Source organism: Rhizobium binae (assembly GCF_017357225.1).
In the GTDB taxonomy this organism is placed as follows: Bacteria; Pseudomonadota; Alphaproteobacteria; order Rhizobiales; family Rhizobiaceae; genus Rhizobium; species Rhizobium binae.
Genome location: NZ_CP071605.1, coordinates 185012 through 209544, shown reverse-complemented (window position 1 = coordinate 209544; position 24533 = coordinate 185012). Strand labels below are relative to the sequence as shown.

The window sequence follows — 24533 nt, the reverse complement described above, 5'->3', positions numbered from 1 at the left end:
ATGCTGCTGCTTCTTGGCTCCTTCCTCGTGATGATGCTGATCGGTGTGCCCGTCGCCATCTCGATGGCCGTCGCCTCCGTGCTCTACATCGTGCTCTACGGCATCGCGCCGGACATCATCGTCGCCCAGCGCATGATCGCCGGCGTCGAAAGCTTCCCGCTGCTCGCCGTCCCCTTCTTCATCCTGGCGGGCAATCTGATGAATTCGGCGGGTGTGACCGGTCGCATCTATTCCTTCGCGGTCGCGCTGGTGGGCTGGATGAAGGGCGGGCTGGCGCAGGTCAACATTATCGGCTCGGTGATCTTCTCGGGCATGTCTGGCACCGCGCTCGCCGATGCCGCCGGCATCGGCACGATCGAGATCAAGGCGATGAAGGACCACGGCTATCCGGTCGAAGCGGCGGTGGGCGTCACGGCGGCCTCCGCCACGCTCGGGCCGATCTTCCCGCCGTCGCTGCCCTTCGTCATCTACGGCATGATGGCGAACGTTTCGATCGGAGCGCTCTTCATGGCCGGCATCCTGCCCGGCGTCGTCATGACGCTGCTGATGATGATCACCGTCGCCGCCTTCGCCTATCGCAAGCGCTGGGGCTCGGACGCGCCTTTCAATGTGCGCGAGCTCCTGTCGGCCGGCTTGGAGATCCTCGTCGTCCTGATGGTGCCGGTGGCGATCTATCTGATGATGCGGGCCGGCCTGTCGATGAATGCCGCTGCGGGCATCGCCCTTCTCGTGCTTCTGGCGCTCGACTGGCATTTCGGCTTTTCCGCCGTCATGGCGCTGATGACCCCCGTCATCCTGATCGGCGGGATGACGATGGGCTGGTTCACCCCGACTGAAGCCGCGGTCGCGGCCGTGCTCTGGTCCTTGTTCCTCGGCCTCGTGCGCTACCGCACCATGACGTTCTCGACGCTCGCCAAGGCCAGCTTCGATACGATCGAGACGACGGCATCCGTACTCTTCATCGTCACCGCAGCTTCCGTCTTCGCATGGCTGTTGACCGTCAGCCAGGCTGCGCAGTTGCTTTCGGATGCGATCCTGTCCATCACCGACAATAAATGGGTGTTCCTGATCCTCGTGAACCTGCTGATGCTTTTCGTCGGCTGCTTCCTGGATACGATCGCGGCGATCACCATTCTCGTGCCGATCCTGCTGCCAATCGTCGCCAAATTCGGAATCGATCCGGTTCAGTTCGGCCTGATCATGACACTGAACCTGATGATCGGCCTGCTGCATCCGCCGCTCGGCATGGTGCTGTTCGTGCTGTCCAGAGTCGCGAAACTGTCGGTCGAACGCACGACGATGGCGATCCTGCCCTGGTTGGTGCCGCTCTTCCTCGCATTGATCCTGATCACCTTCATCCCAGCCGTATCGCTCTGGCTACCGCAGCAACTCGGGCTATTGAGATAGGAGGGGCCACAATGCGGACACGCCTGGCACGGCTGTATCAAAAGGGCGATCTCAGGGTGGAGACCGACACCGTTTCGCCACCCGGCCCAGGCGAAGTGCTGCTGAAAATGGCGGCCGCAGGCATTTGCGGCTCCGATCTGCATTATTACCAGAATGGCGGTTTCGGGCCGGTCAGGGTGCGCGAACCGATCATACCGGGTCACGAGGCATCGGGAATAGTAGAGAGGGCAGGGGAAGGGGTAGATCTGAAACCCGGGACGCTGGTCGCGGTCAATCCGAGCCAGCCCTGCGGCCGATGCGAATATTGCCGGAAGGGACTGGCGATCCACTGCCTCGACATGCGCTTCATGGGCAGCGCGATGCGCTTGCCGCACGAGCAGGGCATGTTCCGGGAATGGCTGGTGGTGCCGGCCATGCAGTGCGTCGAAGTGGGCGCAGCGACGACGGCGGCCGAAGCGGCCTGCAGCGAGCCTCTGGCCGTTTGCCTGCACGCAGCATCGCGTGCCGGAGAGATCTCCGGCAAACGCGTCCTCATCACAGGCGCCGGCCCGATCGGCTGCCTGATGGTTGCCGCCGCCCGCTATCATGGCGCGGCCGAGATCATCGTGACCGATCTGGCGGATGCGGCGCTGGAGCGGGCAAAGGCGATGGGCGCGAGCCGGACGATCAATGTGTCTAAAGAGGCTGCAGCACTTGCCGAATTCGAGACGGGGAAAGGCTATTTCGATCTCGTCTTCGAATGCTCGGCCGCCGCACCCGCCATCCGCAGCGCCATCGCCGCCATCAGGCCGCGCGGCACGATCGTGCAGGTCGGTGTCACGGGAGAGATCCCGGTCCCCCTCAACGCTATCGTCGGCAAGGAGCTGCAGATCCACGGCACGCAGCGTTTCCACGCGGAGTTCGCAGCCGCGGCCGAACTGATCTCAAGCCGCGAGATCGAAGTCCGGCCGATCATCAGCCACAGCCTGCCACTGCGAGATGCCACGGCCGCCTTCGAACTAGCCGGCGACCGCACGGCTGCCTGTAAAGTACAGCTCACATTTTAGAGCGCGTGCCTGACACAGCCTCACTCCGCTCCGGCACGCCATTCCCGCCAGGCGAGATGGATCTTCGTGCCGATCGTCGTCAGCGGCTCAGGTAGTCGGTTAGGCCGCTAATATAGGCTCCCGGGTGGATGATGATGGTGCCGGGCGAGACAGGCCCGTGGGAAACGCTTTCGATCCAGTCACGACCTCGATCTCTAGCCCCTTAAGCAGACGGTGCGCTTAGCCTCCGTCGCCCTCTAAACAATATGATAACGTCAAGCCGCAAAACCGCTTTTTCGCAGCGCAACCAACCTGACAAGCTGCAATCCGGGCTAGCGGCGTGCCGAGAAATTAGAAAAATTGCAACGCTCCGTGGAAACAAGGCGGGCCCAGCTTTGTTACTGATAGACCCGCGCGGGACTGTTCCTGCCGGACGCGCGGCCGAAACGGGAGCAAAATCATGGAGACAGCAACGCAGTGGGCGCTTTTCTTCGGCGCACTGACATTGGCGAGCTGGATAGCGGGCGGCCTTACGGCCGTCCTTGGAAAGGTGGAGCTTGGCCATTCCCGGCAAAGGGCCGCTGAATATCTGGCGTTCGGGCTCAGCGCCGCCGGCTTCATCTCGGCGGCCGCCATGGCAGCGGTTTTGGTGATCCGTTGACACCGATCGCGCCGATGTCCCGTCGATCGAAATCTCCCGCCCAGTTCGGCCTTCAGCGGCGGGCGGCGATCTGCTCGGCAGCTGGTGGCGGACGATGGAAGACGCAGACCTGGTTGCGGCCTGCTTCCTTGGCGCGATAAAGTGCCACGTCAGCTTCGTGCTGGAGGTTGGCCAGGGAAACGCCGGTGTCGACCGCCGATTTGAAGGCCACCCCGACGCTCAGCGTCACCGACGGGCCGACGCTGGAAGACGGGTTCGGAAGGGCGGCGGCTTCGACACTTTCCCGTATTCGCTTCGCCACCGAGACGGCCTCTTTTTCTTCGACATCAGGCAGGACGATGAGAAATTCCTCGCCGCCGTGTCGTGAGACGAGGTCGCGATCGGCGCGCACGCAGCTCTGGATGATGCCGGCGACCTTGACGAGGCAGCGGTCGCCTTCGCCATGCCCGAGCTTGTCGTTCAGCGCCTTGAAGTGGTCGATGTCGCACATGAGCATGGCGACGGTGCCGGTTTCACGGCCATGGCGCCAGAGGCTTTCAAGCGTTTCCATCATCCAACGGCGGTTGGCAATCCCCGTCAGCGGATCGGTTCTGGCCAGCCGTTCCAATCGGGCATTCGCATCGGCCAATTCCGCGACGCGGCGCTGATCCCTGCAGTCCAGGAGAAATGTCTTCTGCGCCAGGATGTTCATCGTTCGCCTGGCGACCACGGTCGCGATGATTCCGCAGGAAAAGAACAGGGTTCCGGCCACGACACTGCCCGCTTCCACGAGCGGGTTGTACCATTGAAAGATGAAATAGAGGCAGAGAGCATAACAGGCGATTGCGATCGTCCAGGCGAGCGGCACGCCGAAGATGGTGATTGCGCTCGTGGCGACGAACAGCATGATGGTCAAATGGCGCTCGTAGAATTCGCCTCCCGCAAAGACGCCGACCAGTGCGACCGACAGCAGAATGAGGCACATGCCGCCGAGAAGCGATGCACGTTGAACGGCCGCCGGGCGCGGTTTGGTCCAGACGAGTGCCGTCAGGATCGCCGCCGGCGGCAGCAGGCAGGCCGGGGCGACCATCGACAGTGCGACCTCGCGGGGAAGCAGCAAGGCATTCAGCGCCAGCGTCAAAACGTCGACGAAGGCGACCCATGTCATCCAAGAACGGATGACTTTCGCCGTCTGGCGCCATCGCCTTTCATCGAAGCGGCGCCGCAGGTCGCCCGTCAGGCGAATATCGCGGGTCCGGCCCGACAAAAGGCGTTCGACTTCATCCGCCATCGCGCCGGTCAGCGGCTGCGGCGAGTAGGACCCGGCTGCGGGACGGTCGAAGGACGTGCTTTTGGCATCATTCATCTTTGCCCTATCTAGCCGCAATCGGAAACTCGGCAAGGCTGCCGCGCGGACGTCCGGGGTCCTGCGTTGATATTTTGTAAACAAGATTGTCCGCGTGATCTGGGCCAGACCCTTTCGAACATGCTAACTAGCTTATTCCGAGAGGGAGCAGGATGAGACTTAAGCTGGTCGCAGTTGCGGTCGCGGCGCTGGCGCCGGTGGTGGCGATGCTCGTTTACAACGAAGTCGCCCTCCGCCATCAGCGCAATGAAGAAGTGCGCGCATCCGCAGCGCAAGCGGCCAGACAAGCCTCGTCCGAAGTCGAACGGATCATAGAGGGCCTGCACGCTCTTCTCGTCTCCGTCGCCGCCATGCCTTCCGTCCAGCAGATCGACGTCCCGGCTTGCAATGAGGCGCTCAAGGCGGTTGTCGAGAGCATTCCGAACATACGCACCATCTTCGTTGTCGGGCTCGACGGACGGCCGGTCTGCGGCAGCATGGCTTTTCCTGAGGGCGTGATCTTCTCAGATCGAGACTATTTCCAGCAGATACTGACCACCAAGGCCTTCGTCGTCGGCACCTATACGCAGAGCCGCCTTGTCGACAGACCCGTCCTGCCGCTCGCCATGCCCCTGATGGAGGGCGACGCCATGAAGGCCGTTATCGTCAGCGGAATCCGGCTGGACTGGCTGCAGAACCGCGTCACTGAGCGCGGCGTTGCTCCCGGCAACGCCGTGACGATCGCCGACGGCAACGGCACGATCGTTGCACACGTTCCTTCGCCCGAGCGCTTCGTCGGCACCGTCATACCCGATGCTTTTCAGCGCCTGATCCACGCCGACCAGCCCGACGTAATCGATGTGATCAGCCCGGACGGAACCGAGCGCATCCTCGGATATCGCCCGATCGCACTGCCCTCCAGCCCGCTCTATGTCAGCGCCGGCTTCGCCAAGGAGGAAGCCTTCGCGCCGATCAACCGGGCGACGACGATGAATGCCCTCGCCATTATCGGCGGTGCACTTTTTGCCTTCCTCGCCGCGATCTTCATCGGCAACCGCTTCATCCTCCTGCCGATCTCCAGAATTGCGGATGTGATGGAAAAGTGGCGCAGCGGTCAAACGACGGCGCGGACCGGCATGAAAGGATCGGACGAGCTCGATGTCGTCGGTGCGACCTTCGACCGGCTGCTTGACGAACTCGATGAACGAAGACGCCAGAACCAGGAGGCGGAGGAGGAGCGCAGCCTCCTGGTCCGCGAACTGGCGCACCGGGTCAAGAATGGCTTCACCCTCGTTCAGGCGATTGCCCGGCAAACCTTCTCACGCTCCGATCCAGAAAGATACAATTCCTTCGCCGAGCGGCTCGCCGCGCTCGCTGGCACCTATGATCTCATCCTGTCGCGCGAGGGATCGGCCTCGCCTGTCAGGGAGATTGTCTCCGCCGCCTTGCGCGCCCACGTCTCCTCGCAGGCCGAGCGCATTCGCCTGGATGGTCCGGAAGTTGTTCTTCCGGCGGACATCGCCCTGCCGCTTTCGCTTGTTGTGCACGAGCTGGCGACCAATGCGACCAAATATGGAAGTCTCGGAAGCGAAAATGGAACGGTCACTATTGAGTGGAAGCGCGACGACGGACGCGTCCTTCTTGTCTGGACGGAAGCGGGTGGCCCGCCGGTTTCGACGCCGACGAAAAAGGGCTTCGGCTCGGTGCTGATAGAACGGGCCTTCCCGTCGAAGGCGCAGGCGCGCTCCAGGTCGGACTACAAGCCCGGGGGCCTCGTCTTCGAAGTTATATTTTTGATCGGGGAACCGGTTGCGAAAGCCGAAGTTGACCCTTTGGGTAGGGATACATGAATGCGAGCGGAACATGAAAACCAAGGTAGTCGTGGTCGAGGACGAAGCTCTGCTGCTGATGATGGCGGTTGGTATCGTCGAGGATGCGGGCCTGGAGGCGCTCGAAGCACGCAGTGCCGATGAAGCTCTCGTTCTCTTCGAAAGCGTGCCCGGCATTCGGATCCTGTTGACAGACATCGACATGCCGGGAAGCATGGACGGTTTGAAACTCGCAAAGGCCGTCCGCGATCGCTGGCCACCCGTCGAAATCATCATCGTCTCCGGCATGAAGCAGCCGCACAAGGATGAATTGCCCGAGCGTGGCGTTTTCTTCGCCAAGCCTTACGATAGCCGGCAGCTCTGCGAGACGCTCGTCAGAATGGCCGCCTGATCCGTGAACCGAGGCCAATGCATCCTTTTGGAAACTCGTGCGTTTTGCCTGCTCCAACAGCAGGAGAACATCATGTCCAAACGTGAGCTCATCGATACGGGTACTGACAAGCGCTACGTCCGCCGCGACGATCAGGGCCGCTTCACCGAGTCGGCGGACGTGGGCCGCTCGCTCTCGGCCGACAAGCGGCGCAAGGCGAAGAATGATGCGAGGTCCGGAGAAGGCGATCGCGGCGACCGCCACGCCAAAAAGAACTGAAACCAAGACAGCGATCGTAATGTTGCGCCGCTAGAGAATGATGCCGAAAAGTGTGAGCGGTTTTCGGCGCGCGGCCTATCTTTCTGCCGTCGAGGGCCGCTGCAAATCGATGCGACTGGTCACCACCGACTGGCCGGAAGCAGGATCTTGGTCGACCGTCTGCAGTCGAAGCCGGTCCTGCCCGACTTTCTCGATCATCAAAACTGCGTCTCGATCACCGTTGACCAGCCGCGCCCAGGTCACACGCAGGTTGAGGCCAGTCCCTTTCCTTGTGCCTGCAAGCTTCGACGGCAGTCCTGACGGCCCGATGTAATTGCCGGTATAACGCTCACCGGCAGACTTGACGGTCGCCGAGAAGGTTTTGGTGAAAACCGCGAGGCCGCGACACTTCCCGTTCATCGAAACGATCGATGCGCTCGCATCCGATCGGAGGGTGCAGGTAACATTCAGGTTCGTGCCGCCAATCCGGGTAAGCACCTTTCCAGTCCCGCTCCAGTCGCCGGCCAAGGACTGCAAAAAACCGTCCGACGCCATTGCTGCGACGGGCAGACAAGGCAGCAAGAGCAAAGTTGCGATCAGAATCGTACGCATGGTGGCCCCCGAGTTTGCGTCTCCGAACAACAGGGCAGCATGGCAGATTGTTCCCGGCGTCGGATCCTTTTTGCCGCGCGCGTCAAAGGCCGTCCGCTTCCTGACTTATCCCTCCGTCGCCGCGGTGGCATCGATTCTTCGCAGCTTGAAGAAATAACGACGGGCGTCGCCTTCAATACACATCATGCCGGCCAGCTCCTGCCCATTCATCCTGCGAAAGTAATCGATGATCGGCTGCCGGTCGTAACTCATTGCCGCAGTAGCGCCCTCCCCCGAGGGCTGAAGCGCAAGCGACGCGGTCCTGCCCCTCGCGCGCAATGCCTTCTGCAGGTAAAAAAGCCACGTCCGGGCGATCCTTGTGCGCCCGAACGGTGCGGCTTTAATGGCGAGCCTGATTGGGAAAAAGCCGGGTTCGATGGCCACCAGCCGATCCGCTCGCCACTGAAAGAGGAGGGCGTCCGCGCGCATGTCCGCGTGAAACCGCTTGCCGAACCAGCCAAGATTCTCGAGGACGCCGTCGAACGGGTGATCCGACGGAATACCCGCTCCCCTCCACAAGCCGATCATCTCGACCGGCCGGACAGGCTTCAGCGAAGAGAACCAGGCCTTCATCTCGTCCTGCCAGCCCATGCTGTCCATCCGTTTCCAGTCATGCGATCAAACCTCTCGCTCGCGATAAAGCAAATGGCGGCCACCGGCCAGGTCATCCTATTTCGGCGCCTCGGCAAGGAGAACGCCGCGGCCTTGACGGTTTCCCAACGCCGAACGTTCTCGATACGGCGGATCACAGCCCGCTCTTCGTTGACAACAAGGCGTCCAGCGACACCGGCCTGAGGCCCTGCGCATCGACGCCGACATCGTACTGGCGGGGCAGGGGCTTCAGACGGCCATGCGAATGTCCGTGCAGATTGATCGATTTCTTGCCCATCTTGTTCCAGGTGCGGAACGGGTAGTGGCACAGGATCAGCAGATGATCGTCCAGCATCATCTCCTTGTAGTGCTGAACGCTTGCCCATCCCGTCGCCTCCGTCGTCGTCGACGGATCATTATTCCCGACGATGAGGTGCTTGCGCCCGTTCAGCATCGAAAGCAGCTGATCGCAGTCCCCGCCGCGGAAGGACATGACGTCGCCGAGGTGCCAGATGTCGTCCTGCGGACCAACAATTTCGTTCCAGTTCTGGATCAGCGTCACGTCATGCGAGGCCATGTCGGGGAAGGGGCGTCGGTCGATGCGAAGGACGCGCGAATCTGCAAAGTGGGTATCGCCGGTGAAATAAATCATCTGACAGAGATGGCGCAGCTCGCCCGGTTGGAAAGTCGGCGTTTTCGCTAGTGGCCGACTGTCGGGATCGAATGTTTGACGTCGGCAAGGGATGGGCTGCGCACGATGCGATAGCGCGCCTCCACGAGGTTATAGATCCCGAAGGCCGCCAGTCCGACCGCGACGGCGATATAAAGGACCGCGCCGAAGGGAAGCTTTCTAACCCATTCAAGCGCATCCGCCATGCTGCCCGCCTGTTGCGGGTCAACGCGAAAACCCGCATAGGCGAAGAAGATTCCTGTGATCACGAAGACGACGCCGCGGGCGACGAGGCCGTAGACACAGACCGTGGTTACCACGCCGCTGGCGTCGGCGAGCCTGAGATAGCGCTCGAATTTCCTGGTGATGCCCTTGGCTGCCGTCCCGATCCCGCCGATGATGAAGCCGAGGCCGACGGCGACGGCGAGATAGGCGCCGAACGGCTGCGACATGATCCATTGGGCCAATCCCTTCTCACCCGCACCTTGGCTTCCGCCGCCCGTAAAAAACGCGTGGGCCAGCGCGTATCCGGCAAGCCCGAGGTAGACGACGGCGCTGCCGAAGAGAACCGTGCGGATGGCGACCGCCTTGGTGCCGGTGCCATGCCCGTCGGAATCGGCTAGGGACTGGGCCAGCCGCCAGGCAACGAAACCGAGAAGGCCGATGCCTATCAATCCCACCCAGACGCGGCCGAAAGGCTGTGCGAGCAGCGTCGAAAGCGCCGACTTCGTTTCCGGCCTTCCACCGGCAATGCCGGAGAACAGGGCCAGCCCCGCGACAAGCAGGAACACGACGCCGCGCGCCACATAGCCGCTCTTTGCAAGCAGGTCGAAACGAAATCCTTTGGGCATGGTATACTCCGCGCATCTGTGCGACTGTCACCTCTAACGCGCCACGACGTGGAAAGTTGTCATCGCGGACAAGGCCACATCATGCCGGGTGCCGGGAGTTGCCGATGCCGGTCCGTAGCGCCGGACTTCTCATCTACCGCCTTTTGGAGTCGGGGCCTGAGGTCCTGCTCGTCCATCCCGGAGGTCCATTCTGGGCGAAGAAGGACGAGGGCGCCTGGTCGATTCCGAAGGGATTGATCGAACCCGGTGAAGACGAATTGTCGGCAGCAATCCGGGAGGCGCGGGAAGAGCTCGGCGTGGAAATTGAGGGGGCCTTCGCCCCCCTCGGCGAATATCGCCAACCGGGTGGAAAAGTTGTGGTTGTCTGGTCGGTGGAGGCGGAGGTTGATGTCGAGACGGTGCGCAGTTCAGAGTTCCAGCTCGAATGGCCGCCGCGATCGGGCCGGTTCCAGAATTTTCCCGAAGTCGACCGCGCCGGGTGGTTTCCCACCGCAGAGGCTGAGAGCAAGCTTCTCAAGGGGCAGGTCGCGATGCTTGCAGATCTTGCAAAACAGCTCGGCAGAAGCCAATGAAAGAGGCGTTGCGATCACTCGGTTTCGACAAGAATGAAGGAGCGGTCGGCGGCCTCGAGCAAATTATCGGCGATCAGCCCATAGGATAGTGTTTCGCCGGCCCGCCGACTGACCCCGAGGATGATCAGGTTGAACCTGCCCCTGCGCGCCTGGCGCAGGATCGACAGATCGGGTGCGCCGCTCGACTCGGTGATCTTTTCCACCGAGATGTCGTTGTAGCTGGCTATCTCGTCGATTCTCCTGAATGCGGCCAGATGCGGGTTGGCTATATCGCTCACGCGCGGGGCCAGCGATGCCTGCTGCGGTTCACGAATGTAGAGGGCAGCAACCTTCGCGCCGCTCGCCTTGGCGATAACCAGTGCAAATTCCGCCGCCCGCGTCGAGCGTTCCGTGCCGCTGATCGGCACCAGAATGCGCAGCTTGCCGTCATCATCCGGCAGGGAGCCGCGTTGCGAACAGATGGCGGTCGTTCCTTTGAACGATTTGCTCATCACCGAGATTTTCTTGTCAAAACCACCCTCCGGAGCGGCGGTGGGCTCGATGCCGACAAAGAGCATGTCGTGGCCTTTTTCGGCGCCCTCGGCAAGCAGGGCCTTGAGATCCCCACTCGTGGCCGCGGTCATTATGTGAACGTCGCCATCGCTGGTGTCCTCCGGACTGTTCAGGCGACCGACGGTTCGTTGCGCACTTTCCTTCACCTGCTCGGCGAGCGACGTACCGTCGGTCCTGCCCGGTTGCCGGGCCTGGTATGCGCCAGCTTCCCTGTCCGCACCGTGATCCTGGCTATTGATATGCAATACGGTGATAGGCATCTTCCTCAGGGCGGCAAAATACCCGGCGATGCGGGTCGCAAGATCGCTGCTGGCCGAACTATCCACCGCAAGAAGAATCCGCTCGAATTTCGAAAGGAAGCTTTGCTGCTCGAATTCCTGGCGTGCGAGACGATTGCGCTCCTCTTCCCGCATCGGCAGCCTTGCAAGAGCCCAGCGCAATGTCGGCGGCATGGCCATCGTGGTCACCACAGCCATGGCGACAATGATGGAGAACAGCCGTTGATCGAGAACGCCGACCGAAAGACCGATCGATGCGACGATGACTTCGGTAGAGCCACGGGCATTCATACCGCAGCCGAGCGCAACGGCTTCGGAATTGGTAAACCCACCGAACTTCGCCCCGGCAAATGCGCCGCCGAACTTTCCGATGCTCGCAATAAGGATAAGTCCGAGCGCCAGGAGAAGGATCGCAGGATCCCCGAGCACGCCGAGATCGGTTTCAAGCCCGGTCAATCCGAAGAACACAGGCATGAACAGGGCTGTCGTCAGCGCCCGGAGCTGACTGTCGATCTGGCGGGTCAATATCGGCGACTGACCGACGAGAATGCCGGCGACGAAGGCACCGAGAACCGTGTGCACACCGATCAGGGAGGTGATGATGGCCATCGTGCCCATGATCGCGATGATGGCGCTGAGGACCGGCAAATCGCTCTTGAATTTGTCGTTGGTCGACCGGATGATTTCGAAGACGATGCGGCGTCCGATCGTAAAGCTGAACGCCATGAAGGCGAGCGTTCCCACAATGCTTCTCGTCAAGATCCACGGATCGACGGAACCATGTCCTGCGAGGCTGAACGTCACGGCGATGATGACCCAGCCGACTGTGTCGTCGATGATGGCCGATGCGACGATCAGCTGGCCGATATTGCGGCGCATGAAATCCATCTCGCGAACGACCGACGCGACGATCTTGACCGACGAGATGGATAGCGCCGTTCCCAGAAAGAGCGCCGTCACCAGGCGAGCTTCCGGATGGGGGAGAAGCCATGCGGGGAGAAGCTCGCCCAAAGCAAAACCTGCGGCAAACGGGATCAGAATGCCGCTCAACGAGACGCCGAAGGCGGCGCGTCGCAGCCGAAGCGCCAGGCCGAGATCGGTTTCCATGCCGGCAAGTAGCAGGAGAAACAGGATGCCGAGCTGCGCGATGGCGTTGGTCATGCTCCTTTGCGCTTCGCCCGTCGGAAATAACTGAAGCTGAAGATCCGGCCACAGAGCGCCGAAGACCGAAGGACCGAGAAGAATACCGCCGATGATCTGCCCCATGATGGAAGGCTGGCCGATCCGCACCATGAATTCGCCGAGCAGCCGCCCTATGACGACGAGGACGATGACCTGAACCAGGAATAGGCTTTCCGATGGCGTCCCTTGCTGCGTAGCGCCTGCGCCTGAAGCTGTGACTGCAGTGAAAAGGAACAGCACCGCCACTGCAACCTGCCAACGCCGGGCGTCTTTCAAGATCATATTCCGCATTGCCCCTGCAATCTCAGGCTATGTTCAATCGAGCGACAATTCGTCCGCGGACATTGTTTTCGGCATCGCCGCGGCGGCATGCAATCGGGACCGGCTCATCGAGGACCTCTTTCAGAAAGTCTGCGGCACTGTAGGGGCAGATATGCGAGCTTGGCGCTATTTCAATGTTCGGCGCCAGACGACGTCTGTATCCCTCGGAGACGTCATCAGCCATCCCGCAATCGGATAGAGCGGCTTTGTTGACGGGTAGTTCCTGGAGCCTAATCGACGCCGGTGATCTCGGGATCGAAAGCAATGATCTTTTCTGCAGGCGGATTTCCGTCGCTTCTGCTCGCAGCGAGCAGAAGGGCTGCCGCGACTTCCCCCATCTGACGCCGCGGCGAGATCGAAGTCGCAATCTTGACGGGGAGGGCGCGGGCGACGTCAAGCCCATTGAACCCGGCAATCAGAATGTCTGCAGGGATGGAAACGCCTAGTTCCAGGCATGCGAAGACGCCGCCGGTCGCCATGTCGTCGTTGGAGTAGTAAATGCAATCGAGATCGCGCGTCTCCGCGAGCATGGACGTCGTCAGCCGCTTGCCGTGAGCCACCGAGGAAAAAGCGGCGTTGAACCGCTCATCCACGAAGGAAAGGCCGCTTTCGCGCAAGGCCTTCTCAAAGCCGGCCTTCCGCTTGCCCGCCCGCAAGTCTCTGTCGATCGCGCTGCCGATATAGCCGAACCGCCGCCGGCCGGCCGCCAAAAGAGCTCTTGCCATCTCCTCTCCCGCCTTGCCATGTGAAAGCCCGACGTTGAAATCGATTGGCGTGCCGTCGAGGTCCATCAGCTGGATCACCGGGATCTCCGCATTTTGCAGCATTCTGACTGTCTCCACCGGCTGGTCGAGGCCTGTGACGATGATGGCGGCAGGCCGCCAGGAGAGCATGTCGCGGATGATCTCGCGCTCCTTCGCCATGTCGTAATCGGAGATGCCGAACACCGCCTGCATGCCGGATCCCCGCAATCCTGCCGAGATGCCCGCCAGCATCTCGGGAAAGACGATGTTGGACATGCTGGGAACGACGACAGCGACGAGGTTGGTGCGCTGCGACGACAGCGAGAGCGCCAGCCGGTTGCCGACATAGCTCAGCCGCTCGGCCTGCTGAAGCACTTTCTCGCGCGTCTCTTTGGAAACGTCGGCCGCGCCGCGAAGGGCTCGCGATGCCGTCATCTTACTGACGCCGGCCGCGGCGGCAACCTCTTCCAATGTGGATCTACGCATCGAACCGATTCCTTAGTCGAATTGCCTCGCCAGCGGCCAACACCAGATTCATAGGCTCTTTTCCAAAAAAAGGAAAACACGCAGTACTTGACATATGCGACAAAAATAGGCGTTGTTACCGATACCGGTATCGATAACAAGAACAAAACGCAGGAGCAAAAGCGGGACGGACAAGGCTTCGGACGTCCCGCATCGTACGGATGTTTGAACGCGAATATCTGCGGATCAGCCAAGCCGGCTTGACCTGCAGGTTGCAGACCTATCTGAATTCGATCGGACGCATTCCGATCGCGCCGCCAGCTGCAACAGAGAAGGCGACGAGCAGCGCGATCTCGCCGAAGACAACGGCCGAACGGGAGGAAGAGCCGCCATGCATGTGATGATTTTGGGCGCCGCCGGCATGGTCGGCCGCAAGCTGGTTGAGAAGATCGCGCGCGAGCCGCTGGTTTTCGGCCGGCCTGTCACCCGGCTGACCCTTGCGGACGCCTTTGCACCGCCGGTGCCGGAACCGCTCCGGCCGGTCGCGACGGCGCTGACGATCGACCTCGCCGGGGCGGGCGCCGCCGACAAGCTGATCGAAGGCCGGCCGGAGCTGATCTTCCATCTCGCCGCCATCGTATCGGGTGAGGCGGAAGCGGATTTCGACAAAGGGTACGCCGTCAATCTCGACGGCACGCGCGCTCTGTTCGATGCGATCCGCCAGGCCGGTCTCGCCAGCGCCTATGTACCGCGTCTCGTCTTCGCTTCCTCGATCGCCGTCTTCGGCACGCCGTTCCCGGAGGTCATTCCCGACGAATTCTTCACGACGCCGCTGACGAGCTACGGCACCCAGAAGGCGATCGCCGAACTGCTGCTTTCCGATTATTCCCGCCGCGGCATTTTCGACGGCATCGGCATCCGGCTACCGACCATCTGCGTGCGGCCCGGCGCGCCAAACAAGGCGGCATCAGGTTTCTTCTCCAATATCTTGCGCGAGCCACTGGTCGGCAAGGAAGCGATACTGCCGGTCGGCGACAGCGTGCGGCACTGGTTCGCCAGCCCGCGCGCGGCCGTCGGCTTCTTCGTCCATGCCGCGACGATCGATACGGCACGGATCGGCGCACGGCGCAATCTTACCATGCCGGGTCTTTCCGCGCTCGTCTCCGAAGAAATCGAAGCTCTGCGCAGGGTTGCCGGCGACAAGGCGGTCGCGCTCATCAAACGCGTGCCCGATCCTGTCATCGAGCGCATCGTCGCCGGCTGGCCGACGCAGTTCGATGCCGAGCGAGCTTCTTCGCTCGGCTTCAAGGCGGAGACGAGCTTCGACGAAATCCTGCAGGTGCACATCGAGGATGAACTCGACGGGAGGATCGCATGAGCAAATCGGCCAGCGGAGATGCGAGGATCGCGCTTGTCACCGGCGGCGGCACCGGCGTCGGACGTGCCATATCGCGGGGGCTCGGCGCTGCTGGCTACACTGTCGTCATTTCCGGACGGCGGGCCGACGTGCTTGAAAAGGCCGCAGCCGAGCTGGGCAGCGAAACCGGCGCGGAGTTCCTCGCGGTTTCCGCCGATGTCGGCAATCCGGACTCCGTTCGCGCGCTCTTCGATGCGATCTCGGAAAAATACGGACGGCTCGACCTCCTGGTTAACAATGCCGGCGTCACGGTGCCGGGGGTTGCGCTGGAGGAGATCTCGTTCGAGCAGTGGAGCGCCATCGTCGCCGCCAATCTCACCGGCGCCTTTCTCTGCACCCAGCAGGCCTTCCGGCTGATGAAGAGCCAGAACCCGCGCGGCGGGCGCATCATCAACAACGGCTCCGTTTCCGCCACGACGCCGCGACCGAATTCGGCGCCTTATACGGCGACGAAACACGCCATCACGGGGCTGACTAAATCAACCGCTCTCGACGGGCGCGAATTCGACATCGCCTGCGGCCAGATCGATATCGGCAATGCCGCAAGCGACATGACGACGGGGATTGCGGCCGGTGTGCTGCAGGCAAACGGCAGTATCGCCGCGGAGGCGACGATCGACCCGGCGCATATTGCCGATGCGGTCGTCTACATGGCGGGCCTGCCGCTCAGCGCCAATGTGCTGACCATGACAGTGATGGCGACGAAGATGCCCTTCGTCGGGCGGGGGTGAGAAGGCGGGCTGCGGCCCGCCGAAACCGACATAGATACAGTGCTTGCGTAATGCTCATGATTTGGGAGGAGGGAGTATGGCAAACGTTCAATTCGAAGACGTCCGGAAATCATTCGGCGCGCATCCCGTCATCAAGGGGGTGGACATCGATATTGCCGATGGCGAATTCGTCATCCTCGTCGGCCCCTCTGGCTGCGGCAAGTCGACCCTTCTGAGGATGCTGGCTGGGCTCGAGAACATTTCCGGCGGCGAAATCAAGATCGGCGGGCGCGTCGTCAACACGCTGCCGCCCAAGGACCGCGACATCGCCATGGTCTTCCAGAACTATGCGCTCTATCCGCACATGACCGTGGAGCAGAACATGGGCTTTTCGCTCATGCTCAACAAAGCGCCGAAAGCGGAAGCCGAGAAACGGGTGAAATATGCCGCCGGCATCCTTGGCCTCGACAAGCTGCTCGACCGCTATCCGCGCCAGCTTTCCGGCGGCCAGCGCCAGCGCGTCGCCATGGGCCGCGCCATCGTGCGCGATCCTGAGGTTTTCCTGTTCGACGAGCCGCTCTCCAACCTCGATGCGAAATTACGCGTCGCCATGCGCGCCGAGATCAAGGAACTGCACCAGCGCCTGAAGACGACGACCGTCTACGTCACCCATGACCAGATCGAGGCGATGACGATGGCCGACAAGATCGTCGTGATGCATGACGGCATCGTCGAGCAGATCGGTTCGCCGCTCGAGCTTTACGACCGCCCCGCCAATCTCTTCGTCGGCGGCTTCATTGGCTCGCCGGCGATGAACATGATCCACGGCAGGCTCGATCCGGAAAATCCCGGTCAATTCGTTGCGGCCAACGGCACGCGGCTGCCGGTCGCCAATCCGCCCGCAAGTGCGGTGGGCCGCGACCTCGTCTACGGGCTGCGCCCCGAATACATATCGCTCGATCCGAACGGCCTGCCGGCCGAGATCGTGGTGATCGAACCGACCGGTTATGAAACACATCTGACCGTCCGCCTCGGCGGCAGCGAGGTCAGCTGCGTCTTCCGCGAGCGTGTCGATGCCCGCCCGGGCGAAGCCATCCGCGTGGCGATCGACGCCAAGCATGTTCATCTCTTCGATGCCGAAGGCGGCAAGAGGTTGACCGACTGACGCCATCCGGCGGCGGCACGGGAGAGGAGGAGTCTTCCCTGCCGCCGGAGAACAAGCATCCCGGGAGCGCAAGTTTCCCCGGAGATGCCAGACCGCCGTTCACCAAGCGGGAGGTGGATGCCGGAAGAATGCTCCCGCTGTTTCAATGAGGAGGAATCTCATGACGATCAAGAGACGTGAATTTCTTGCTGCATCGGCTGCCGTTGCCGGTGTCGCCGGTCTCGGCATCAAGCCGTCCTATGCGCAGGCCGAACCGACCTACACGCCGGAGAGCGGCGCGAGCCTCCGGCTCCTGCGCTGGACGCCTTTCGTGAAGGGCGATGAGGATGCCTGGCTCGCCAATACCAAGAAGTTCACCGAAACGACCGGCGTGGAAGTGCGCGTCGACAAGGAGAGCTGGGAGGACATCCGTCCGAAGGCAGCCGTCGCCGCCAATGTCGGCTCAGGCCCGGATCTCATCATGTGCTGGTTCGACGACGCGCACCAATATCCGGACAAGCTGGTCGATCTCACGGAACTCGGCAACTATCTCGGCAACAAGTACGAGGGCTGGTACGACGGCCTCAAGGGCTATGCCACGCGCGACGACAAGTTCATCGCCATGCCGCTGACAACGATCGGCAATGCCGTCGTCTATCGCGACAGCCACGTGAAGGCGGCCGGCTTCAACGAATTCCCCAACGATACCGCAGGCTTCCTCGAGCTCTGCAAGGCGATGAAGGCAAAGGGCACGCCCGCTGGCTTCCCGCACGGCAAAGCGGTCGGCGACGGCAACAACTATGCCCATTGGCTGCTCTGGAGCCATGGTGGCAAGATGGTCGACGAAGGCGGCAAGGTTACGATCAACAGCCCGGAGACGCTGGCGTCGATCAACTATGCCAAGGAACTCTACGCGACCTTCATTCCGGGTACGGAAAGCTGGCAGGATGTCAATAACAACCGCGCCTTCCTGGCCGGCCAGGTATCGCTGATCGCCAACGGCGTCTCGGTCTACTACACGGCCAAGAACGATCCGAAGCTCGCCGAGATCGCCAAGGACATCCGCACGACCAACTTCCCGATCGGGCCGGTCGGCAAGAGCGTCGAGCTTTTCCAGACGAGCTCGCTGCTTCTCTTCAAACACAGCAAATATCCGGAAGCGGCCAAGGCCTACATCAAGTTCATGATGGAAGCCGACCAGATGAACGCCTGGATCCAGGGCTCCAGCGCCTATTGCTGCCAGCCGCTCAAGGCCTTCGCCAAGAACCCGATCTGGACCGCCGATCCGGTCCACGCGCCCTATGCCCGCGCCTCGGAAAAGCTGCGCCCGAACGGCTATGCCGGCCCGCTCGGCTATGCCTCGGCCGCGACCATGGCCGACTATGTGCTGGTCGACATGTATGCCGCCGCCGTCACCGGCCAGATGTCGCCGGAGGATGCCATGAAGGAAGCCGAGCGCCGGGCGAACCGCTACTACCGCGTCTGATCCAGCGTCAGGAAGACGGCATGCCGGCTGCCGGCATGCCGTCCGTCTCTCAAGAACTGAATGCAATCTGGAGACAAGCAATGTCGACCTTGAAATCCGGGGATACGCGTGGACCGATCTCCTCGCTAATGCAGAATAACAATGTGCTCGGCTTCCTGTTCATGCTTCCGGCTGCGGTGTTCCTTGTCTGCTTCCTGACCTACCCTCTGGGGCTCGGCGTCTGGCTTGGCTTCACCGATACGCGGATCGGCCGCGACGGCATTTTCATCGGCCTGGAAAACTATCAGTTCCTCGCCAATGACGCCGTCTTCTGGCTGTCGGTCTTCAATACCATTCTCTACACTGTCATCGCCTCGGCGCTGAAATTCGCGCTCGGCCTCTGGCTGGCGCTGCTTCTGAACCAGCACCTTCCGTTCAAATCCTTCTTCCGCGCGATCGTGCTCCTGCCTTGGGTGGTGCCGACGGTGCTTTCGGCGCTCGCCTTCTGGTGGATCTACGATTCCCAGTTTTCGATCATCTCCTGGTCGCTGATGAAGCTGGGGCTGATCAGCGGGCCGATCAACTTTCTCGGTGATCCCACGAATGCGCGCATCTCGGTCATCGTCGCCAATGTCTGGCGCGGCATTCCTTTTGTGGCAATCTCGCTGCTCGCCGGCCTGCAGACCATCCCGGCCTCGCTGCAGGAGGCTGCCTCGCTCGACGGCGCGACCAGCTGGCAGCGCTTCCGCTATGTGACGCTGCCGATGCTGACGCCGATCATCGCGGTCGTCATGACCTTCTCGGTGCTCTTCACCTTCACGGATTTCCAGCTGATCTACGTGCTGACCAAAGGCGGGCCGGTCAACGCCACGCATCTGATGGCCACACTCTCCTTCCAGCGCGGCATTCCAGGCGGGCAGCTGGGCGAGGGGGCCGCCATCGCCGTCGCCATGGTGCCCTTCCTGCTCGGCGCCATCATGTTCAGCTTCTTCGGTCTGCAGCGCCGCAAATGGCAGCAGGGCGGCCAGGATTAGGGGAAAACGATGTCGACCAATCTCAAAACGGCCAATGAGGTCCTGACCGACAATGCCGAGGGCATGAGCTATCTGAACCGGCTGCCGCGCCGCGTGGTGATGCTCTACCTGCCGATGGCGGTCTTCGTCTTCGTGCTGCTCTTTCCCTTCTATTGGATGGCGATCACCGCGGTGAAGCCGAACGAGCAGCTGACCGACTACAACAATTACAGCCCGTTCTGGGTGGTCAAGCCAACGCTCGACCACATCAAATATCTGTTCCTTGAGACATCCTATCCGGGCTGGCTGTGGAATACGATGCTGGTCGCCGTCGGCTCGACGGCGCTGTCGCTGGTGGCCTCGGTCTTCGGCGCCTATGCGATCGAGCGCGTGCGCTTCACCGGCTCTCGGCAGATCGGCCTCGTCATCTTTCTCGCCTATCTCATCCCGCCGTCGATCCTGTTCATCCCGCTCGCCTTCATCGTCTTCAAGCTCGGGATCTACGACTCGCGCCTGGCACTGATATTCACCTATCCCACCTTCCTGATCCCATTCTGCACCTGGCTGCTGATGGGTTATTTCCGCTCGATCCCCTTCGAACTGGAGGAGAGCGCGCTGGTCGACGGCGCCAACCGCTGGCAGATTCTGGTGAAGATCATCCTGCCGCTCGCCGTGCCCGGCCTGATATCGGCTGGCATCTTCGCCTTCACGCTGTCGTGGAACGAATTCATCTATGCGCTGACGTTCATTCAGTCCTCGGAGAACAAGACTATCCCGGTCGGCGTCTTGACCGAACTGGTGCGTGGCGACGTCTTCGAATGGGGATCGCTGATGGCCGGTGCGCTGTTCGGCTCGCTGCCTGTTGTCATCCTCTATTCCTTCTTCGTCGATTATTACGTGTCCTCGATGACGGGTGCGGTGAAGGAGTAGTCAGTTGCGGCGGCATCGGCTCAGCCGATGCCGATCGCCCTGAGCAGCGCCACGCAGACGACGCCGGCGGCGACTGAGACCAGCATCGGCAAACGCAGGGCAGCGAGCGCGGTAACGGCACAGGCCACGCTCTCCGCGAGGCCTGTCGCAAAAGCGGTCGGCGCCACCACGGCCATGAGCACTGCGGGCGGGATGGATTCGATCGCCTTGCGCCTGCCGCCGTCTAGCGACACATAGCGCAGCAGAAAGAGCCCGCTGACACGCGTCAGGATCGTCGCAGCCGCCATGGCCAGAATGGCGAGCAGGGTCTGCAGGTCGAACGTCATGGCATCACCTCCAGGCGGCGCATACCGCTGAAGGTCGCCGCCGCGACACCGGCAAGAGCGCCGGCCGCGACATACCAGACGCCGGGTACGAAGTGATGGGTAAGCACGGCCGCTGCGGCGCTCGCAAGCAGAACGGCGCCGGTCTCTCGTCCCTTCCAGAATCCCATGACGAGCACGATGAAGACGGCCGGAAAGGCAAAATCCAGCCCGAGCGCTGCGGGATCGCCAAGAAAAGCGCCGAGTGTGGCACCCGCCAGCCCGGAAAGAACCCATGCCAGATAGAAGGGCGCTGCCAGCCCAGCAAACCATGCCGGTTTCAGCCGCGCCAGACCGGCGCGGAATTCCGCCATCGCCCAGATTTCGTCGGCCAGAAAAAGCACCGAGAGATAACGGGCGCGTGGTGAAAACGCCTGCATCTTTGTGACGATCGATGCTCCCATCAGCACGTGGCGGATGTTGACGAGAAGCGCTGCAAAACCGAGACTCGTCCAGGAGGCGGGATGTGTCCAGATGTCCATCGCCACGAATTGCGAACCGCCGGCGAAGACGAGCGCGCTCATCAGCCCGGCTTCCAGGGGCGAGAGTCCCCTCGTTGCGGCGACGGCGCCGAAGACCAGCCCAATGGGAATGACGGCGGCGACCAGTGGCACGATCGCCCGCATTCCGCCTGAAAATTCCGCCCAGATTTCATTTTTGCGCACGTTCGAACCTCCGCGTGATGCCGAGGTCATAAAGCCGTCCCGAACAGCCGTCTTGAATGAAAGTGATTATCGCGCCCGATACTGGCCGGGAGTTAATCCGGTACGAGCCTTGAAGTGCCTGGTGAAATGCGCCTGATCGGCAAAACCGCATTCCAGCGCAACCTCCGCCGGCAGTTCGCCCGACTGCAGCCTGCGGCGCGCACTCCTGATGCGAATATCGGTAAGAAAGGCGTGTGGCGTGATATGGAATTCCTTGCGGAAGGCGCGGATCAGATGCGCGCGGCTCAGCCCGGCAACCGCGGCGAGCTCCTCCAGCCCCAGATCGGTCGTGTAATGCTGCGTCAGGTAATCCCGCGCCCGCCGAACTGCTGAACGCTCCGCGGTATCGGTCGGCACGATGATTGAGCTTCCATGTTGGCGAAACATTGCGTCGAGCACCAGGAACATGCTCTGGCTGGTCTCCAGCGCCCCGGCTCCCGACTCCAAGGTCCGGTGCGCACCAAGAAACGCCGCGGCCAGCTTGGGATCGTGCAGAATCTGCTTGCCGAAGGCCGGCGTGCCGTGAAAGACGCGGCCGGTGATATCCTCCAGTATTTCGCGAAACAGCGAAAGGTCGGGATAGATCATGCGATAGCGATAGCCGCCATCGGTTGGCGCCCCGTCATGCGTCTCTCCCGGATTGATCAAATAGAGATCGCCGGGGCCGGAGGCCTCGCGGGCCCCGCAGATCGTGGCGATCTGGCTGCCGCTCTCGATGGCGCCGATACTGAACGTATCGTGGGCGTGCGGTGCGAACTCATGTGTCAGGAAGGTCGCACTCAGGCATTCCATACCGCCGAAGCGCGGATCGCGCCAAAAGCGCGTCGTCTCCGCGCCTGCGAGTGGCATGGCTTCGGTCGCCTGTTCCTGTGAGATGCTCTGCATCGGGCGGATATATCAGTTTTTCCGCGACGCTTCTTGAACAAAAGTGCTCAGCGAAACTGGCCCTTTTGCCTTGGGAGCTCGGCAACACGTTCGCAGCCGATCGGCAAAACATATCGGTCTTCTGAAACGTTGAGCTGGGGTTATGCCGCGTTCAGACGTTCGGCGCTTACCGGCATGCCCATATGAAAGCCTTGAACGCGGTCAATGCGAAGATCCTTAAGCAGGGACAACTGTGCTGCGGTTTCGACGCCCTCCACCAGGATGGTATTCCCACGATTGCGGATGAGAGAGACCATGTCCTGAAGCATCGTCAAACCGCGTGGGTCGGAGCAGTCGTGCAGAAAGGTTCGATCGACCTTGACGGTCTGAAACTCGATCGCCCTCAGCCAGGAGAGGCCGGCGAAGCCGCAGCCGAAATCGTCAAGCCAGATTTCGACGCCGAGAGCCCGCAGATCTGCAATGCATTTCAGCACCTCCGACTGCATATCCATATCCAGGCCCTCGGTGACTTCCAAGGCCAGCCGCGACCCGCTGACCCCGCACCGCGCAAGAATATCAGCGACGCTCGCAGCGAAACCGGGGGAGCGCAATTGGATCGGCGACACGTTGACGCTGACGGTGGCCATCCGATCTGTCATCAATATATCGCGGCAGGCGGTCTCGATCGCCCACTTGCCCAATTCGAGGATAGCACCTGTTCGCTCCGCAACCGGAATGAATGTCCTCGGCGAAACCGCTGTGCCATCCGGCATTCTGAGGCGCATCAAAGCCTCGACAGCTTTTGCTCTCTCGTTCGTCAGGTCGAAGATCGGTTGGTAAACGAGCGAGACCAGTTTGCGGTCAATGGCGGCCGTCAGCAGCGGGACGAGTTTACCCGCGTTGTCATCGGGGCGAGGCAACGAGGGGTCAAATCTACGAATGCAGTTTCGGCCGCTTGCCTTGGCATTGTAGAGAGCGAGATCGGCTTCACGCACTATCCGTTCAACTTTCTCTCCAACGTCCTCGCGGGTGAAAGCGACGCCAATGCTGACGGTTACGATCGGGCTGTCATCTGGTCGCTCGTCATGAGCAATCGCAAGAAACTCGACTTCCATTCTGATTTTTTCGGCCAGGCTCATCGCGACCGAGGGAGTTTCAGCCGGCATGACCACGATAAACTCCTCGCCGCCGTACCTGCCGATCATGCCGCCGGACGACTCGACAACCGCCTTCAGCACATTGGCGACGACAGTCAGGCATCGGTCTCCTTCCTGATGCCCGTAACGGTCATTGAAGCGCTTGAAAAAGTCGACGTCGATGAGGAACACGACGAAGTCGCGGCCTTCGTCTCTCCAGGCGGCCCAGCATTCGTCGAGCCGCCGGTCGAGCGCACGCCTGTTGTTTATCCCTGTTAGGTAGTCGGTATTTGAAAGCTCCAGCAGCGACCTTCCCCGCTCGGACGCTTCCCAGTGCTGATAGCGAGCCTCCGCCGCGTTCAGCAACACGTTTCGACGCTCGACATTCAATCGCCAGTTGATGGAAGACGTGAAGACAAAGCAGGACATGTAGAACATCCCGTAGGCAAGCTTGTAGATTTGACTTGAAGGAAAATACGCCTCGAGCGTCACGAAAAACGCGCAGAGCACAAAGCTGGAGGTGATCACCGACAGCCGAAACGGGAAACTGAAAAAGAGGTTGGCGCCCATCATGAAGATGGCGCCAAAAATCATGTAGTAAGACATGGCAGTCACGTCACGGGTGCCGATCGCCGGGTAAAGCCAGCCCAAATAGCCCGCAAGCAGTGCAAAGGCGCATGTGATGTCCAGCCAGACGGTTTTCGCTTTCGCTAGTAGCAAGGCTTCAAAAGCCAGCAGCGCCACCGTTGCGACGACGAATCGCGCGGCGATCGTCACAGGCGCAACGTCGGGGATAAGCCACCGGTCGGGAAGTGCGAACGACACATAAACGGCGACTGCGATCCAAAGACCGTGCCGTGAGCTTTGCCTTCTGACAGAATCATTTTCGGCTTCCAGAGATTTGCAAGCCTCGGCAAATGAAAAGCTGTCGGTTGATTCATCGCGCCGCACAGTCGTGTAAGCCGCGCTCATGTAACGACGCTAACCGGGCTACGATCTACTGAAAATAAACTGCAAGCCATGCGTGGGCGCCCTCCA

At 61.5% G+C, this 24533-nt stretch carries 24 protein-coding genes; 13 read left to right on the top strand and 11 right to left on the bottom strand.

Going from position 1 to position 24533, the window contains the following annotated elements:
• From J2J99_RS22965 to J2J99_RS22955, 3 genes are all read left to right on the top strand, one after another.
• Entirely contained in the window at window positions 1-1407 is a 1407-nt protein-coding gene (locus tag J2J99_RS22965; RefSeq protein WP_168301319.1) for a TRAP transporter large permease, read from the top strand.
• An 11-nt stretch (window positions 1408-1418) separates the two neighbouring features.
• Entirely contained in the window at window positions 1419-2453 is a 1035-nt protein-coding gene (locus J2J99_RS22960; protein ID WP_168301318.1) for an L-idonate 5-dehydrogenase, read from the top strand.
• Between the two features lie 439 nt (window positions 2454-2892).
• The gene (locus tag J2J99_RS22955) at window positions 2893-3093 is read left to right on the top strand and encodes a hypothetical protein (RefSeq protein ID WP_168301317.1); all 201 of its coding nucleotides are present in this window, start codon (window positions 2893-2895) and stop codon (window positions 3091-3093) included.
• 52 nt (window positions 3094-3145) lie between these two features.
• Here the strand turns inward: J2J99_RS22955 and J2J99_RS22950 are convergent, their stop codons facing one another.
• The gene (locus J2J99_RS22950; RefSeq protein ID WP_168301316.1) at window positions 3146-4438 is read right to left on the bottom strand and encodes a GGDEF domain-containing protein; all 1293 of its coding nucleotides are present in this window, start codon (window positions 4436-4438) and stop codon (window positions 3146-3148) included.
• A gap of 152 nt (window positions 4439-4590) precedes the next feature.
• Between J2J99_RS22950 and J2J99_RS22945 the strand changes: the two genes are divergently transcribed.
• The 3 genes from J2J99_RS22945 (at window position 4591) to J2J99_RS22935 (ending at window position 6895) form a co-directional block, all read left to right on the top strand.
• Window positions 4591-6267, top strand: coding sequence for a sensor histidine kinase (locus J2J99_RS22945; protein WP_168301315.1), 1677 nt, complete (start codon window positions 4591-4593; stop codon window positions 6265-6267).
• A gap of 13 nt (window positions 6268-6280) precedes the next feature.
• Window positions 6281-6637 (top strand): response regulator, encoded by a 357-nt coding sequence (locus J2J99_RS22940; RefSeq protein ID WP_168301314.1) that lies wholly within the window; start codon window positions 6281-6283, stop codon window positions 6635-6637.
• Between the two features lie 72 nt (window positions 6638-6709).
• A complete protein-coding gene (locus J2J99_RS22935; RefSeq protein ID WP_168301313.1) occupies window positions 6710-6895 on the top strand; it encodes a hypothetical protein in 186 nt (61 codons plus the stop codon).
• Window positions 6896-6970: 75 nt separating this feature from the next.
• Here J2J99_RS22935 and J2J99_RS22930 read toward each other — a convergent pair whose 3' ends face one another.
• From J2J99_RS22930 to J2J99_RS22915, 4 genes are all read right to left on the bottom strand, one after another.
• Window positions 6971-7486, bottom strand: a complete 516-nt coding sequence (locus J2J99_RS22930; protein ID WP_168301312.1) for a hypothetical protein — start codon at window positions 7484-7486, stop codon at window positions 6971-6973.
• Window positions 7487-7591: 105 nt separating this feature from the next.
• Complete coding sequence (locus tag J2J99_RS22925; protein WP_168301311.1) at window positions 7592-8125, bottom strand: GXWXG domain-containing protein; 534 nt, start codon at window positions 8123-8125, stop codon at window positions 7592-7594.
• A 145-nt stretch (window positions 8126-8270) separates the two neighbouring features.
• Window positions 8271-8768 (bottom strand): hydrolase, encoded by a 498-nt coding sequence (locus J2J99_RS22920; protein ID WP_168301310.1) that lies wholly within the window; start codon window positions 8766-8768, stop codon window positions 8271-8273.
• A gap of 47 nt (window positions 8769-8815) precedes the next feature.
• Window positions 8816-9637: a DUF1206 domain-containing protein gene (locus J2J99_RS22915; RefSeq protein ID WP_168301309.1), complete on the bottom strand. Its 822-nt coding sequence runs from the start codon at window positions 9635-9637 to the stop codon at window positions 8816-8818.
• Between the two features lie 104 nt (window positions 9638-9741).
• Between J2J99_RS22915 and J2J99_RS22910 the strand changes: the two genes are divergently transcribed.
• The gene (locus J2J99_RS22910) at window positions 9742-10209 is read left to right on the top strand and encodes an NUDIX hydrolase (RefSeq protein ID WP_168301308.1); all 468 of its coding nucleotides are present in this window, start codon (window positions 9742-9744) and stop codon (window positions 10207-10209) included.
• A gap of 14 nt (window positions 10210-10223) precedes the next feature.
• Here the strand turns inward: J2J99_RS22910 and J2J99_RS22905 are convergent, their stop codons facing one another.
• Window positions 10224-12503 carry a cation:proton antiporter domain-containing protein gene (locus J2J99_RS22905; protein ID WP_246638526.1) on the bottom strand — a complete coding sequence of 760 codons (2280 nt, stop codon included), beginning with the start codon at window positions 12501-12503 and terminating at the stop codon, window positions 10224-10226.
• Window positions 12504-12772: 269 nt separating this feature from the next.
• Entirely contained in the window at window positions 12773-13771 is a 999-nt protein-coding gene (locus J2J99_RS22900) for a LacI family DNA-binding transcriptional regulator (RefSeq protein WP_168301306.1), read from the bottom strand.
• Between the two features lie 370 nt (window positions 13772-14141).
• Here J2J99_RS22900 and denD point away from each other — a divergent pair, with 370 nt between their 5' ends.
• The 6 genes from denD (at window position 14142) to J2J99_RS22870 (ending at window position 20429) form a co-directional block, all read left to right on the top strand.
• Window positions 14142-15128, top strand: coding sequence for a D-erythronate dehydrogenase (gene denD, locus J2J99_RS22895; RefSeq protein ID WP_168301305.1), 987 nt, complete (start codon window positions 14142-14144; stop codon window positions 15126-15128).
• Entirely contained in the window at window positions 15125-15898 is a 774-nt protein-coding gene (locus J2J99_RS22890; protein WP_168301304.1) for an SDR family oxidoreductase, read from the top strand. Before denD ends, J2J99_RS22890 begins: the two co-directional genes overlap by 4 nt.
• A 76-nt stretch (window positions 15899-15974) precedes the next feature.
• Window positions 15975-17042 carry an ABC transporter ATP-binding protein gene (locus J2J99_RS22885; RefSeq protein ID WP_004680346.1) on the top strand — a complete coding sequence of 356 codons (1068 nt, stop codon included), beginning with the start codon at window positions 15975-15977 and terminating at the stop codon, window positions 17040-17042.
• Between the two features lie 160 nt (window positions 17043-17202).
• Window positions 17203-18507, top strand: coding sequence for an ABC transporter substrate-binding protein (locus J2J99_RS22880; RefSeq protein WP_168301303.1), 1305 nt, complete (start codon window positions 17203-17205; stop codon window positions 18505-18507).
• 80 nt (window positions 18508-18587) lie between these two features.
• Window positions 18588-19520 (top strand): carbohydrate ABC transporter permease, encoded by a 933-nt coding sequence (locus tag J2J99_RS22875; RefSeq protein ID WP_168301302.1) that lies wholly within the window; start codon window positions 18588-18590, stop codon window positions 19518-19520.
• A 9-nt stretch (window positions 19521-19529) separates the two neighbouring features.
• A complete protein-coding gene (locus J2J99_RS22870; RefSeq protein WP_168301301.1) occupies window positions 19530-20429 on the top strand; it encodes a carbohydrate ABC transporter permease in 900 nt (299 codons plus the stop codon).
• Window positions 20430-20449: 20 nt separating this feature from the next.
• On the opposite strand, the gene J2J99_RS22865 is transcribed toward J2J99_RS22870, so the two are convergent.
• From J2J99_RS22865 to J2J99_RS22850, 4 genes are all read right to left on the bottom strand, one after another.
• The gene (locus J2J99_RS22865; protein WP_168301300.1) at window positions 20450-20755 is read right to left on the bottom strand and encodes an AzlD family protein; all 306 of its coding nucleotides are present in this window, start codon (window positions 20753-20755) and stop codon (window positions 20450-20452) included.
• Window positions 20752-21486: an AzlC family ABC transporter permease gene (locus J2J99_RS22860; RefSeq protein ID WP_375337280.1), complete on the bottom strand. Its 735-nt coding sequence runs from the start codon at window positions 21484-21486 to the stop codon at window positions 20752-20754. The genes J2J99_RS22865 and J2J99_RS22860 overlap by 4 nt, the downstream gene beginning before the upstream one ends.
• A 36-nt stretch (window positions 21487-21522) precedes the next feature.
• A complete protein-coding gene (locus tag J2J99_RS22855) occupies window positions 21523-22380 on the bottom strand; it encodes an AraC family transcriptional regulator (protein ID WP_168301299.1) in 858 nt (285 codons plus the stop codon).
• Between the two features lie 140 nt (window positions 22381-22520).
• Complete coding sequence (locus tag J2J99_RS22850) at window positions 22521-24467, bottom strand: putative bifunctional diguanylate cyclase/phosphodiesterase (protein ID WP_168301298.1); 1947 nt, start codon at window positions 24465-24467, stop codon at window positions 22521-22523.
• Window positions 24468-24533: the final 66 nt, after the last annotated feature.

Coding starts and splice junctions, on each gene's coding strand:
- J2J99_RS22880 (WP_168301303.1), top strand. CDS start 17,203: ATGACGATCAAGAGACGTGAATTTCTTGCTGCATCGGCTGCCGTTGCC.
- J2J99_RS22905 (WP_246638526.1), bottom strand. CDS start 12,503: ATGATCTTGAAAGACGCCCGGCGTTGGCAGGTTGCAGTGGCGGTGCTG.
- J2J99_RS22885 (WP_004680346.1), top strand. CDS start 15,975: ATGGCAAACGTTCAATTCGAAGACGTCCGGAAATCATTCGGCGCGCAT.
- J2J99_RS22950 (WP_168301316.1), bottom strand. CDS start 4,438: ATGAATGATGCCAAAAGCACGTCCTTCGACCGTCCCGCAGCCGGGTCC.
- J2J99_RS22900 (WP_168301306.1), bottom strand. CDS start 13,771: ATGCGTAGATCCACATTGGAAGAGGTTGCCGCCGCGGCCGGCGTCAGT.
- J2J99_RS22960 (WP_168301318.1), top strand. CDS start 1,419: ATGCGGACACGCCTGGCACGGCTGTATCAAAAGGGCGATCTCAGGGTG.
- J2J99_RS22850 (WP_168301298.1), bottom strand. CDS start 24,467: ATGAGCGCGGCTTACACGACTGTGCGGCGCGATGAATCAACCGACAGC.
- J2J99_RS22865 (WP_168301300.1), bottom strand. CDS start 20,755: ATGACGTTCGACCTGCAGACCCTGCTCGCCATTCTGGCCATGGCGGCT.
- J2J99_RS22930 (WP_168301312.1), bottom strand. CDS start 7,486: ATGCGTACGATTCTGATCGCAACTTTGCTCTTGCTGCCTTGTCTGCCC.
- J2J99_RS22875 (WP_168301302.1), top strand. CDS start 18,588: ATGTCGACCTTGAAATCCGGGGATACGCGTGGACCGATCTCCTCGCTA.
- J2J99_RS22890 (WP_168301304.1), top strand. CDS start 15,125: ATGAGCAAATCGGCCAGCGGAGATGCGAGGATCGCGCTTGTCACCGGC.
- J2J99_RS22945 (WP_168301315.1), top strand. CDS start 4,591: ATGAGACTTAAGCTGGTCGCAGTTGCGGTCGCGGCGCTGGCGCCGGTG.
- J2J99_RS22955 (WP_168301317.1), top strand. CDS start 2,893: ATGGAGACAGCAACGCAGTGGGCGCTTTTCTTCGGCGCACTGACATTG.
- J2J99_RS22940 (WP_168301314.1), top strand. CDS start 6,281: ATGAAAACCAAGGTAGTCGTGGTCGAGGACGAAGCTCTGCTGCTGATG.
- J2J99_RS22855 (WP_168301299.1), bottom strand. CDS start 22,380: ATGCAGAGCATCTCACAGGAACAGGCGACCGAAGCCATGCCACTCGCA.
- J2J99_RS22925 (WP_168301311.1), bottom strand. CDS start 8,125: ATGGACAGCATGGGCTGGCAGGACGAGATGAAGGCCTGGTTCTCTTCG.
- J2J99_RS22920 (WP_168301310.1), bottom strand. CDS start 8,768: ATGATTTATTTCACCGGCGATACCCACTTTGCAGATTCGCGCGTCCTT.
- J2J99_RS22910 (WP_168301308.1), top strand. CDS start 9,742: ATGCCGGTCCGTAGCGCCGGACTTCTCATCTACCGCCTTTTGGAGTCG.
- J2J99_RS22870 (WP_168301301.1), top strand. CDS start 19,530: ATGTCGACCAATCTCAAAACGGCCAATGAGGTCCTGACCGACAATGCC.
- J2J99_RS22935 (WP_168301313.1), top strand. CDS start 6,710: ATGTCCAAACGTGAGCTCATCGATACGGGTACTGACAAGCGCTACGTC.
- J2J99_RS22860 (WP_375337280.1), bottom strand. CDS start 21,486: ATGACCTCGGCATCACGCGGAGGTTCGAACGTGCGCAAAAATGAAATC.
- J2J99_RS22915 (WP_168301309.1), bottom strand. CDS start 9,637: ATGCCCAAAGGATTTCGTTTCGACCTGCTTGCAAAGAGCGGCTATGTG.
- denD (WP_168301305.1), top strand. CDS start 14,142: ATGCATGTGATGATTTTGGGCGCCGCCGGCATGGTCGGCCGCAAGCTG.
- J2J99_RS22965 (WP_168301319.1), top strand. CDS start 1: ATGCTGCTGCTTCTTGGCTCCTTCCTCGTGATGATGCTGATCGGTGTG.